Genomic DNA, 12,871 nt, shown 5'->3' with positions numbered 1-12,871 from the left:
AAACTGTTGCACACCTCGGCGAGAATGAAGCCGGTTTGCACGGCAGCGACGGGAATCGGGAAATCCAAGGCATGATGGCACGGCTGGCGCGCATAGCCCCTCTCTTCGTGGCAACAGCGGCTGCCCCCGCATGGGCGGCGCCCGGCGGCATCGACCTTGCGGCGATCGATCCCGCCAATGCGGGCGACACCGCCTTCGTCCTGATCGCAGCCGCTCTGGTGATGCTGCTTGCCCTGCCCGGCATCCTGCTGATGCAGGCCGCACGAGGCACCGCGCGCGCCTCGCAAACCGTATTCCTGCAGGGCGCGGCGATTGCTTCGCTGGTGTCGCTGCTGTGGATTGTCGTCGGCTACACATTGGCGTTCGGAGACCCGAGCGGCGGGGTGATCGGCGGCGGCAACGCGTGGATGCTGATCGAGCTGGGCAATGTCCGGTTCGGCACCGCGATCCCCGAAAGCGCGTTCGTGGTCTTCCAGGTTGCAGGCGCGATGTTGGCGGCGATTCTGGTCGCAGGCGCATGGGCGGGCCGCGCGCGTTTCGGCTGGGCGCTGGCGTTTGGCGGGCTGTGGAGCCTGATCGTCTATGCCCCGGTCGCGCACTGGGTGTGGGGCGGCGGCTGGCTGTTCGGCTTTGGCGTGCTCGATTTTGCAGGCGGCATCGCGCTGCACTTCTGCGCCGGCATTTCCGCGCTGGTCGCAGCGATGATCGTCGGACGGCGCACCGGCTGGACGGGGGCGGCCATCGCCCCGCACAATCCGCAACTGCTGCTGGCAGGCGCTGCGATGCTGTTCGTCGGCAATTTCGCGCTCGCAGGCGGCTGGACGCTGGCCGCAACCGACGACGCGAGCAGCGCGATCATCAACGCGCATGTCGCAGCCTGCGTCAGCGGCCTTGCCTGGCTGCTGATCGAAAAGCTGCGCACCGGCCACGTGACCGCGCTGGGACTGGTGTCGGGCCTCACCGCCGGGATCGCGGCAATCGCCCCCGCAGCGGGCCTTGTCTCGCCCGGCGCTGCCATCCTCATCGGTTTGCTCGCGGCACCGGCGTGCTATTTCACGCTGCGCTTCGTGACCAACACGCTGGCGATCGACGACAGCAACCACGTCTTCGCACTGCACGGTGTCGGCGGGCTGGTCGGCGGATTGCTTGTCGCGGTGTTCACCGGCGCAAGCTTCGGCGGCATCGGCTATCCCGATGGCGGCGGTTTCGGCGGACAGCTGCTCGCACAACTCATCGGCCTGGGCGCGGTGGCGATGTGGTCGATCCTGGGCACGCTGATCATCGGCTACGGCATCGCCATGGCGATTCCGATGCGGATATCGAAGGTGGAGGAGATCGGTGAGGTGGGCGCCGCCGGGCCAGCGTCAGCGCTGCCGGAACCAGGCGCCATCACGGCCACTCCAGCTCCACGGCCTGATCACACCGCGCGGCCCTAGGCGGCCATCAACTGCTCGATGCGCGCGATTTCCTGCGCGAACGCGAAGCGTAGTTGGTCACGCTCGTTGTCCGGCAACCAGTTTGCCATCTGCGGGAAGACAATCTTATACAGTTTGAAAGTGCTCGCATCCCAAGGACACTCTCGCCTTGCTGCAATTGCTTCAGCCAATACAGCGTTCAGTTCCTCGCGCACTTGCTGGGGATCGGGTTCATAGGACTGGGACTTGGTCGTATCTTCCAAACCGATACTGAAGAAATCCGGCTCTCTTACTGACATGAGACTTTACCAATTGCTTGTGAACGCGCGCTGATGCAGAACGCGTTTTAACCTAGGGGGCGTATGACGCAAGCAGAGCGGATCAAAAAAGCTGTGGGTGAGTTTGGTGCGGCGGCGACGGCAAAGCTTGCCGGCAACGGCCAGCCCGAAGACCAGCTGCGCAGCCCGCTTGAGCAGCTGTTTCAAGCCATGGCGGCCGAATGCAGCCTCCCCGCGGGATCGGTGGTGCTGCACGGCGAGACGTCTTTGGCCGAAATGCGAACCCGGCCCGATTACGCCGTTGAAGTGCACAAGGCCCTGATTGGCTTCATCGAAGTGAAGGCGCCTGGCAAGGGTGCGGACCCGCGCAGATGGCGCGCGGGCCACGACAAGGAACAATGGGACAAGCTCAAGGCCCTGCCCAACCTGCTGTATACCGATGGTAACGCCTTTTCGCTGTGGCGCGACGGCGAGCTGGTAGACCGGATCGTTTACCTAGAAGGGGATGTCACAAGCTCGGGCAAGGCATTGGCAGCCCCGGACAGTTTCCATCGGATCATCAGCGACTTTCTCACTGGCTGGACGCCGATCGCACCGAAAGGGCCAACCGAGCTGGCCAAGGTGTCCGCGCGGCTGTGCCGCTTTCTGCGCGACGAGGTCATAGAGCAGCTCGCCATCGACAATCCCAGGCTTACGGATTTAAAGAAGGACTGGCAGACGCTGCTGTTTCCCGATGCGGATGATGCCAGGTTCGCCGATGGCTATGCGCAGGCCGTGACCTTCGGCCTGCTGATGGCCAAATCAAAGGACATCTCGCTGGCTGACGGGCTCGATGATGTCGCGCGCGAGCTGGGCAAGGCGAACACCCTGATCGGCACCGCGCTTCGGCTGCTGACCGAACAGGATCTCAACCTCGGCCCGGCGCTGGACACGTTGGTCCGGGTGCTCGACGTGGTTTCCTGGGACAGGATATCCAAGGGTCATCCCGAAGCGTGGCTCTATTTTTACGAGAACTTCCTCGCTGTCTACGACAACCGGCTGCGCAAGCAGACCGGCAGTTACTACACACCGCCACAGGTGGTGCAGGCGATGGTGCGGCTGTGCGACGAGGCGCTGAAATCCGATCGGTTCGGCCTTGCCGACGGGCTGGCAGGCAAGGACGTGCATATCATCGATCCGGCTGCTGGCTCTGGCACCTTCCTGCTGGGGCTGTTGCGCCAGATCGTGCATACGATCGAGGCCAACCACGGCGGCCCCGGCGCGGTGCCAGCGATGATGGACGACGTGGCGAAGCGCCTTGTCGGCTTCGAGCTGCAATTCGGGGCGTTCGCGGTTGCGCAGTTGCGGTTGCTGGCCGAGATGCTCGACATGGGGGCCAGCACCACCCCGCAGATGTTCGTCACCGATACGCTGGGTGATCCCTATGAAACGGTGGAGCGGGCAGCCGGGCTTTATGGTGCCATCTCGCACTCACGCGCCGCGGCCAACGACATCAAACGCAGCCAGCCGATCACCGTGGTCATCGGTAACCCGCCCTACAAGAATGCCGCCATGGGCAAGGGAAGCTGGATCGAGAACGGCAGCGGCAACAAGGCAGCACCGCTCAACGACTGGCAGCCGCCCAAGGCATGGAAAGTGGGCGCGCACGCCAAGCACCTGCGCAACCTCTATATCTATTTCTGGCGCTGGGCGGCGTGGAAGGTGTTTGAGCAGGGCGCAGGCGGACGCGACAGCCAGCCCCCGTTGGCCGAAAAGCTCAGCGGCATGGTGTGCTACATCACCGCAACAGGCTTTCTGAACGGCGACGGCTTCATGAAAATGCGCGCCGATCTGCGCCGGGACTGCAGCGAAATCTGGATCATCGATTGCTGGCCGGAAGGCCATCAGGGCGAGGTCGCCACGCGGATATTCGAAGGCGTGCAGCACCCTGTCTGCATCGTGCTTGCCTGCCGATCGGGCGACAACGACCCGCAAACGCCCGCACAAATCCGCTATCGCGCACTGGCCAAGGGACGGCAGGCCGAAAAGTTTGCCGAACTTGCTACTATAGAGCTTGGCGGCAAAGGCTGGACCCAGGGAGCCAAGGGATGGACTGAACCATTCCTTCCGGCGCTGTCCGGCGGCTGGGGCGATTTTATCGCGCTCGATGCGGTCATCGGCGATGGCGGGTCCGGCGTGATGCCGGGCCGGACTTGGATCATCGCGCCGGATGAGCAATCGCTGAAAGACCGCTGGCATAATCTTGTGAACGAACGCGATCAGGCCAAGCGCGCGCATCTGTTTCACCCGCATGAGGGTGGCGACAAGGCGATTTCAAAGCCCAGCTCAAAGGGTTTGGCAGGACATCATGATGCAATTGCGTCGGTTGAATTTGGCATATCAAATCGGGCCAGTAGTGATCCGAAAACTGCTAAGGATGGCGCGGCGGCCATGGCATTGCCAAAGCCAGCGCGATACGGCTTTCGGTCGTTCGATCGTCAGTGGATTATCCCTGACAATCGCGTGATCAACAGACCCAACCCCGGACTTTGGCAAAGCCATGGCGATAAGCAGGTCTATCTGACCGCACTGATGGCACACAGCCCCAGCAGCGGCCCATCTCTTTCCGCGACCGGCCTGATGCCAGACCTGCATCATTACCGAGGGTCGTTTGGCGGGCGCGTCTTTCCGTTGTGGAAGGACGCTGCGGCCACCGAAGCCAATATCGCGCCTGCCGTTCTGAAAGTGCTCGCCAAATCCTTTGGCTTTGCGCCTGATCCTACCGATGTGTTTGCTTATGTCGCAGGGCTGCTCGCACATCCCGCCTATACAGCGCGCTTCGCGGGTGACCTTGTCCGACCCGGCCTGCGCGTGCCGATGACGGCGGATGCCAGGCTGTTTGCCGAGGTGGCGTTGCTGGGCCGCGAGGTCATCTGGCTGCACAGCTTTGGCGAACGCTTCAATTCCGGCAAGCCTGCCGGGCCGCCGCGCGTAACACCCGGCGGCCCGACCATTCCCAGAGAAGGCGCGATCTCGTCCAGGCCAGAGGATTTTCCCGACGCCATCGAGTATGAGGCGGACAACAAACGCCTGAAGATCGGCACCGGCTTCATCGACAATGTGCCAAAGGCCGTGTGGGACTATGAAGTCTCGGGCAAGAATGTCCTTCGCCAGTGGTTTTCATACCGCAAGAAGGATCGCGAGCGCCCGCTGATCGGAGACAAGCGCAAACCCTCACCGCTAGGCGATATCCAGCCCGATCACTGGTTGCCCGAATACACCAGCGAACTGATCAACGTGCTGAACGTGCTGTCGCTGCTTGTCGAACTAGAACCACAACAGGCGAAGGCGCTCGAACGGGTTTGCGATGGCCCGTTGCTCGCGGCGAGCAAGTTCGTGGCGTAGTTACTCCTCGCCCATCCGCAGCGCCGCAATAAACGCTTCCTGCGGGATGCTGACGCTGCCGTACTCGCGCATCCGCTTCTTGCCTTCCTTCTGCTTGTCGAGCAGCTTCTTCTTGCGGCTGATGTCGCCGCCATAGCATTTGGCGGTGACGTCCTTGCGCATCGCGGCGATGGTTTCGCGCGCGATCACCTTGCCGCCGATCGCCGCCTGGATCGGGATCTTGAACAGGTGGCGCGGGATCAGGTCTTTCAGCCGCTCGCACATGCCCCGACCGCGCGATTCGGCGGTGCCGCGGTGGACGATCATGCTCAGCGCATCGACCGGCTCTGCGTTGACCATGATCGACATCTTGACGAGGTCGCCCTCGCGATAGCCGATCTGGTGATAATCGAAGCTCGCATAGCCGCGGCTGATCGACTTCAAGCGATCGTAGAAATCGAACACCACCTCGTTGAGCGGCAGCTCGTAGGTCACCTGCGCGCGACCGCCGACATAGGTCAGGTTCTTCTGGATCCCGCGCCGGTCCTGGCACAATTTGAGGATGCTGCCGAGATACTCGTCGGGGCAATAGATCACCGCCTCGATCCACGGCTCCTGGATCTCGTCGATCTTGGTCGGATCGGGCATGTCGGCCGGGTTGTGCAGCTCGATCTCGCCGCCGCCATAGGTCAGCTGGATCTTGTAGACCACCGAAGGCGCGGTAGTGATCAGGTCGAGGTCGTACTCGCGGGTCAGCCGTTCCTGGATGATCTCGAGGTGCAGCAGCCCGAGGAACCCGCAGCGGAAGCCGAAGCCCAATGCGGCGCTGGATTCCATCTCGAAGCTGAACGACGCATCGTTCAATCGCAGCTTGCTGATGCTGTCGCGCAATTTGTCGAAGTCGTTCGCATCGACCGGGAACAGCCCGCAGAACACCACCGGCTGGACTTCCTTGAAGCCCGGCAGCGGCTTGGCGGCGGGGTTCTTGACCGTAGTGATGGTGTCGCCGACGCGGGTCTGGCTGATGTCCTTGATCTGCGCGGTAATGAAGCCGATCTCGCCCGCCGCCAGCTCGGGCAAGGTCTCGATCTTGGGGCGCATGCAGCCGACGCGGTCGACCAGATGCTCGGTGCCGCCAGCCATGAACTTGATGTTCTGGCCCTTCTTGATCACGCCATTGACGACGCGCACCAGAATGACCACGCCCAGATATGGATCGTACCAGCTATCGACCAGCATCGCCTCGAGCGGCGCATCGCGGTCGCCCTTAGGGGCCGGAATCTTGAGCACGATCTGCTCGAGAATGTCGGTGATGCCGATGCCCGATTTCGCGCTGGCGAGTACCGCTTCGGACGCATCGATGCCGATGATGTCCTCGATCTCCTTGCGCACTTTTTCGGGCTCGGCGGCGGGCAGATCGATCTTGTTGATCACCGGAACGATCTCATGGTCGTGCTCGATCGACTGATAGACGTTGGCCAGCGTCTGGGCTTCCACGCCCTGCGCGGCATCGACGACCAGCAGCGCGCCCTCGCACGCGGCGAGCGAGCGCGAGACCTCGTACGCGAAGTCGACATGCCCCGGGGTGTCCATCAGGTTCAGCTCGTACAGCTGGCCGTCGTTGGCGGTGTAATTGAGCCGCACGGTCTGCGCCTTGATGGTGATCCCGCGCTCTTTCTCGATATCCATATTGTCGAGCACCTGCGCCGACATTTCGCGCGCGGTCAGCCCGCCCGTCTGCTGGATCAGCCGGTCGGCGAGGGTCGATTTGCCATGGTCGATATGCGCGATGATGGAAAAATTGCGGATGTGCTTGAGTTCGGTCATGCTCGCGCGATTAGCAGGGGTGCAGGCCACTGTCAGCAGGGAATACACAAGGCCGACGAGCGGGCGGAGCATTCGCATCCGGGGAGCGAGCGGCCTTGCATTTTCTGCGGCACCTTTCGCGCTCTTGGTGCGTAGTGCGCGCATGACACACACCTGGCTCATCGTGAACGAGACGAGCGGCAGCTATGATGCCGACGTTATCGCCGATATCGTAACCTGGTTTGCCGATGCGGGCGAACCTGTCGACTGCATCATCCGCTGCCCCGATGAGCCCCTGCCAACGCCCGAAAGGCTCGACGCCGAGGGCGTGCGGACGCTGGCGATCTATACCGGCGACGGCACGATCAACAGCGCGCTGAAAAAGGCGAGCGGCTGGGATGGCGCGGTGCTGATCCTTCCCGGCGGCACGATGAACCTGCTGGCGCGGGCGCTACATGGTGAGAGTTCGTGTCAAGAGATCATCACCCGCGCGTGCAATGATCGCCGCACGCGCAAGCTGAACACCGTCGAGGTCGGCGACAATACCGCGTTTGTCGGGATCATCGCGGGGCCGACCACGAGCTGGGCAAAGGTGCGCGAGAAAGCGCGTCACGCCGAGGTCGGCAGCCTGATGTTCGAAGCCATTCCCGAGGCGATTTCGGAAAGTCTGTCGGGTCCCAAGGTCGGCATTGCGGGCCAGGCCGAGACCTATCCCGCCATTTTCGCTTCGCCGCGCGAGCATGCCATCGCCTTGTGCGGATTTACCGCATCGAGCGTGAGCGAGGTTGTCGCCCATGCCGGCGCCTGGCTGAGCGGCGATTTTCGCGAGGGGCCGCGGGTCGATCTGGGCGAGGCCGATTGCGCAGTGCTGGTCAGCGATGCCGATACGATCGGGTTGCTGATCGACGGCGAGCCTGCCGAATGCGCGCCGGGAGATACGCTCAAGCTGGGCCGCGCCGCGCACAATTTCATTGAAACGCGCTCGCCTGACATCCCATGACATTATTGTTCCACGCCAGCGATCTGCACTTCGGTGCCGAAGACACCGCCGCGTTGGACTGGTTTTCGGGGCGCGTGCGTGAGGATCAACCCGATGCGGTCGTCATCACCGGCGACCTCACCATGCGTGCACGCTCGACCGAATTTGCTGCTGCCGGGCGGTGGCTGGGCGATCTCGGCGTGCCGGTGCTGATCGAGCCAGGCAACCATGATCTGCCCTATTTCAACCCGGTCCGTCGCCTCTGGCGGCCCTATCACCGGGTGATGCGGCTGCAGGACCGCTTTCATGACGGTGTAACGATCGATGGCGTCCAGCTGGTCTCGTTGCCGACAACGGCGCGGGTGCAATGGCGGCTCAATTGGTCGAAGGGCAAGGTCAACCAGCGCGCGCTGCAGGAGGCGCTCGCCTCGCTTGCGACCAGCGCGCCGGATCTGGTCAAGATCGTGCTGGCGCATCACCCGTTGATCGAGGCGGAAACCCGCTCGAGTGGCCGCACGACGGGCGGACGCACCGCGCTGGAATCTTTGGCGGGTGCCGGCGCCGATGCGGTGCTCTCGGGCCATGTCCACGATCCGTTCGATCTGCTGGTGCCTGCTGGCGGTCGCTCCATCCGGCTGATCGGCGCAGGTACCCTGTCGGAGCGAGTGCGCGTCACGCCGCCTTCGTTCAACCGGCTGACGGTTGAGAGCGGCGTCCTCACCGCGTCGGTCTGCGCGATGAATTAACGCGTTTTAATCGACCGAAACTTACAATCATCATCGCGCATGCTAGCGTATCTTCCGAAACCGGGGGGATTCGCAGCATGTACCGAAAGCCATTCAATCCATTCGAGGCTGCGATCTGGCGCAGGCTGGCCGAAACATTGTTCGTCGAGCCCGCACAGATGGCGATCAGCCCGCAGCAGGTGGTCGACAATCTGCAACGGCTGTTCGCCAATATCGAGGGGGATACCCCCCGCAATACCGCGCTGTCAGTGATCGCCACCTGGGTCGTGCTGGGCGGGCCGGTCTGGCATTTTGCGCCACGGTCGTTCCGCATCTGGCGCGTGCGGCGCCGGCTGAAGCTTAGCCGCATCGATATTTTCCAGGACATGGCGCGGATTCGGGGCATCGTCTATGCAGGCTATTACGGTCACTGGATCGACCAGGATGACGAGAACGCCAGCGATGCCGCGGCTGAAGACGCCAACCGCGCCAATCCGGTGTTCAACGCGATGGGATTCACCCTGCCCCGCCATCGCGAGCGCGCCGGGACGCCCGACGATCCGAACATCGAGGAGCATATCGGCTTCGACCTGCCGCGCACCGTATTCGTGGGTGAAGATGCGATTCCTGACAGCGTCGAGGTGGTGGTGATCGGCTCGGGCGCGGGCGGCGCGGTGGCGGCATCCAACCTTGCCGATCAGGGCTATGAGGTGCTGGTGGTCGAGGCCGGCCCCTATATGCCCAGCAGCCGGATGACCCCCAACGAGGCGCATATGTCGTCCAGCCTGTTCAAGGACGGCGCGATCCAGACCACGCGCGACCGCGACATCATCGTCTTCCAGGGGCGCACCGTGGGCGGATCGACCGTGGTCAACAACGGCATCTGCCTGCGCCTCGAGCGCGAGGGCGAAACCCATCCCGATGCCAACGACGTGCTCGCCACCTGGCGCGCGCTGGGCGCGGGCATCGACCCGCAAGTGCTCGAGGACAGCTATTGCCGAATCGAAACCCGGCTCGGGGTGCACGAGATCGACCGGCGGCTGGGGCGCAACAACGGCACGCGGCTGCTCAGCGGCTGGGAGGCCTATCGCGCCGGATCGAACGAACCGCTCGACCAGCGCGCGATCGCCGGCTGGTTCCGCAAGAACTGGGGCCAGAAGACCGAGGCCAATGCCTGCGTTTCGTGCGGCTATTGCAACACCGGCTGCCCCTATGGCCGCAAGCGTGCAATGCCCGAGAGCTTCCTGCGCCATGCGACGCTGTCTGCGCCACGCAAGGCGCGCATCCTTGCGCGAGCCGAGGTGGCGCATATCGGCTGGGGCGCCCGTGCGACCGATGGGCGGCGGGTGGCAAACTCGGTACAGGTGGTGCTGCCCGATGGCCGCGCCAAGACGATCCGGGTGACCAAGGGCGTCGTCGTTGCGGCGGGCACGATCGCCTCGAGCAATATCCTGTCGGCGAGCGGCATCGAAGGGACCGGCAAGGGCATATCGCTCAACATTGCCTGCCCGGTGCCTGCGCTGATGCCCGATCCGGTCAATGCCTGGGACGAGGACCAGATGGCGACCTTCATCGATCGCGGCGATTTCCTGATCGAGAGCCATTTCCAGCCACCGATGAGCATGGCCTCGTTGGTGCCGGGCTGGTTCGACGAGCATTTCCGGCGGATGCTGAACTATAATCGGCTCGCGTCGGCAGGCGCCTTGTTCCCCGCAGATCGGCTGGGCGAGATCAGGAAAGGCAAGCTTGGCTTCGAACTCAAGCAAACCGACCTGGCGGTGCTGCGCCGTGCACTATCGACGCTAACCAAGGTGCATTTTGCCGGCGGCGCGCTCGAAGTCTATCCTGCGCTACTCCATGGCGAAACGCTGCACGCGGGGATGAGCGATGCCGAGATCGATGCCTTCTACTGGGATCATATCGAGGAGCCCGACGATGTCGTGCTGTCGTCGAGCCATCCGCATGGCGGCAACGCGATCAACGCCGACCCGACCAAGGGCGTGGTCGATCTCGACCAGAGGGTGCACGGCACCACCAACGTACTGGTCACCGACGCCAGCGTGATGCCCAGCTGCATCCGCGTCAACGCGCAGCTGACGACGATGGCGATGTCCGATCGGGTGACCTACGGGCGGCGGGTTTTCGGCTGACGAACGATGCAGGCTCAAAAGCCCTCCCGCTTGATGGGGGAGGGTTGGGTGGGGGTGATCTCTCCGGATATCACTAAGGCTCCGACAGGGCATCCGAGCATCCAGCCGCACCCTCACCCCCACCGCTGCGACATAGGCAGCAAGCTGCCAAGTCTCCGCTGCCTCCCCCATCAAGGGGGAGGGGGCACGCTAGAGGTTGGTCTCGAGAGCTACTCCCCCCGCGCCTTGCGTGTCATGATTCCGCCGCGCTTACGGATCGATCCGGGCATCCATTTCGCCGCAAAGGCCAGCCGCTTGGCGGTGGGGCCGACATAGCTGTGCACGTTTCGGGCATCGTGCACCGCGAGCCAGGCCGCTTCGGCGACAATCGCCACCGGTGCGATCTCGAGCCCGGCTGCGGTCACGCTGGCACCGATCGATTCGTTGGAATTCGCGGTCGCTCCACTGAGCAGCGGGGTATCGATGAAACTGGGCAGCAACGCGCGCACGCGGATATTGTCCGGGCCCCATTCGATATCGAGCGCCTCGGAAAGCCCGCGCACCGCAAATTTGGTCGCCGAATAGACCGACAGCCCCGCCGAGCCATAGATACCCGATGCCGACGAGGTGTTGAGCAGGCACGATCCCGGCGTTGCCTTAAGGTATTTGTGGCCGATATGCGCGCCATAGACGACGCCCTTGAAGTTGATGTCGATCAGCTTCTCGATATCGGCTTCGCTGTGCAGTTCCAGCGGCCCGCCGATGCCGACCCCGGCATTGTTGAACAACACATGCATTCTGCCGCCGGTCTTTTCGGCAAATGCCTCGAGCGCGGCGGTCCATTGCTCGCGGCTGCGCACGTCGAGGGTGTGGATCGACGACATGCCCGCAGGCAACATCGCGGCGGTTTCCTCCATGCCCCTGACGTTGACGTCGGCGAGCCCGACGAACCAGCCCTTCCCAGCAAAAAACCGCGCTACCTCGCGCCCGATCCCCGATGCGCCGCCGGTGATGAAGATATATTTCGTGTCGGTCATTGATTGAGCCTCCCCTGATCCTGGTGTCCCGTTTCCCGAGTTCCCGAGCGAAGTCGAGGGACGTTGCGCAACCGTGGCGCGCACGTCCCTCGACTTCGCTCGGGACAGGCGGAAGGGGTTTATGAGATTAACGCTAAGCCGCCCCCCACACTCGCGCAAGTGGCTAGCCAGCGCGGCAAAGCGCCGACTATAAGCAGTTCCGCATGGCATTTCCCCCGCCCTCCCCCCGGCCAGACACAGCACGCGGCCCTGCCGTAGCGTTCGAGGGCATCGGCAAGCGTTACGGCAAGGTGGTTGCCATCGGGGCTGTGACCGCGAATATTTCTCCGGGCACGTTTGTCGCGATCGTCGGATCGTCGGGGTCGGGCAAATCGACGCTGCTCAAGGCAGTCAACCGGCTGATCGAACCCGATTGCGGCAGCGTGCGAATCGACGGTGCGGATGTCGCCGACCAGGAGCCGCATCGGCTGCGGCGCTCGATCGGCTATGTCTTCCAGAACGTCGGCCTGTTCCCGCATATGACCGTCACGCAAAACATCGGGATCGGGTCGCGCATCGCAACCGGCGATCCGCTGGAGGCAGACCGGATCGCCGCGCTGCTCGATCTGGTCGATCTGCCGCGCGATTTCGCCCCCCGCCTGCCCGAACAGCTTTCGGGTGGCCAGCGCCAGCGCGTCGGCGTCGCGCGCGCGTTGGCGGGCGAGCCTGGCCTGATGCTGATGGACGAGCCGTTTGGCGCGCTCGATCCGGTGACCCGCGAAGCATTGGGCGAACAGTATCGCGCGCTGCACGAGCGGCTGGGGCTGACGACGATCATGGTCACCCACGACATGGCCGAGGCCTTGCTGTTCGCCGACCGCATCTGGGTGATGGCAGACGGCCGAATCGTTGCGGACGCCACGCCGTCGCAGTTGATTGCCGGTGACTGCGGGCCGGATGCCGAAGCATTGGTCGCGGTGCCGAGGCTGCAGGCGGAGCGGATCACCGCGATGCGCGCTGCGGGGATCGGGGCATGAGTTTGGTGCCCGGTTGGGTGCGAGGTCCCTCGACTTCGCTCGGGAACTCGGAAAGGTGGGCGCCCAGACCATTGCATAAGGCGATTGACTTACCCCCTCCCGCCTGTCCCGAGCGAAGTCGAG

9 protein-coding genes are annotated in these 12,871 nt (G+C 63.6%); 6 read left to right on the top strand and 3 right to left on the bottom strand.

All coding sequences use genetic code 11. The features are described 5' to 3' along the window. Positions 1-71 precede the first annotated feature (71 nt). Complete coding sequence (locus ACK4R0_RS16670) at positions 72-1,436, top strand: ammonium transporter (RefSeq protein WP_409676675.1); 1,365 nt, start codon at positions 72-74, stop codon at positions 1,434-1,436. Here the strand turns inward: ACK4R0_RS16670 and ACK4R0_RS16665 are convergent. Next, entirely contained in the window at positions 1,433-1,714 is a 282-nt protein-coding gene (locus ACK4R0_RS16665; RefSeq protein ID WP_409676672.1) for a hypothetical protein, read from the bottom strand. The genes ACK4R0_RS16670 and ACK4R0_RS16665 overlap by 4 nt on opposite strands. Positions 1,715-1,807: 93 nt before the next feature. On the opposite strand from ACK4R0_RS16665, the gene ACK4R0_RS16660 reads away from it, so the two are divergent. Continuing rightward, positions 1,808-5,077: a type ISP restriction/modification enzyme gene (locus ACK4R0_RS16660; protein WP_409676669.1), complete on the top strand. Its 3,270-nt coding sequence runs from the start codon at positions 1,808-1,810 to the stop codon at positions 5,075-5,077. On the opposite strand, the gene lepA is transcribed toward ACK4R0_RS16660, so the two are convergent. Beyond that, positions 5,078-6,883 carry a translation elongation factor 4 gene (gene lepA / locus ACK4R0_RS16655; protein WP_409676666.1) on the bottom strand — a complete coding sequence of 602 codons (1,806 nt, stop codon included), beginning with the start codon at positions 6,881-6,883 and terminating at the stop codon, positions 5,078-5,080. It lies immediately after the preceding gene. Positions 6,884-7,025: 142 nt separating this feature from the next. Between lepA and ACK4R0_RS16650 the strand changes: the two genes are divergently transcribed. From ACK4R0_RS16650 to ACK4R0_RS16640, 3 genes are all read left to right on the top strand, one after another. Continuing rightward, on the top strand, positions 7,026-7,862 hold the full coding sequence (locus ACK4R0_RS16650) for a diacylglycerol/lipid kinase family protein (RefSeq protein WP_409676663.1): 837 nt from the start codon (positions 7,026-7,028) through the stop codon (positions 7,860-7,862). After that, complete coding sequence (locus ACK4R0_RS16645) at positions 7,859-8,587, top strand: metallophosphoesterase family protein (RefSeq protein WP_409676660.1); 729 nt, start codon at positions 7,859-7,861, stop codon at positions 8,585-8,587. The genes ACK4R0_RS16650 and ACK4R0_RS16645 overlap by 4 nt, the downstream gene beginning before the upstream one ends. A gap of 77 nt (positions 8,588-8,664) precedes the next feature. Beyond that, positions 8,665-10,716 carry a GMC family oxidoreductase N-terminal domain-containing protein gene (locus ACK4R0_RS16640; protein ID WP_409676657.1) on the top strand — a complete coding sequence of 684 codons (2,052 nt, stop codon included), beginning with the start codon at positions 8,665-8,667 and terminating at the stop codon, positions 10,714-10,716. A 209-nt stretch (positions 10,717-10,925) separates the two neighbouring features. Here the strand turns inward: ACK4R0_RS16640 and ACK4R0_RS16635 are convergent, their stop codons facing one another. Next, the gene (locus ACK4R0_RS16635; RefSeq protein ID WP_409676654.1) at positions 10,926-11,732 is read right to left on the bottom strand and encodes an SDR family oxidoreductase; all 807 of its coding nucleotides are present in this window, start codon (positions 11,730-11,732) and stop codon (positions 10,926-10,928) included. 203 nt (positions 11,733-11,935) lie between these two features. On the opposite strand from ACK4R0_RS16635, the gene ACK4R0_RS16630 reads away from it, so the two are divergent. Continuing rightward, a complete protein-coding gene (locus tag ACK4R0_RS16630; RefSeq protein WP_409676651.1) occupies positions 11,936-12,748 on the top strand; it encodes an ATP-binding cassette domain-containing protein in 813 nt (270 codons plus the stop codon). Positions 12,749-12,871: the final 123 nt, after the last annotated feature.

Source organism: Blastomonas sp., from assembly GCF_046294995.1.
In the GTDB taxonomy this organism is placed as follows: domain Bacteria; phylum Pseudomonadota; class Alphaproteobacteria; order Sphingomonadales; family Sphingomonadaceae; genus Blastomonas.
This window is presented reverse-complemented; position numbering and strand designations above follow the sequence as displayed.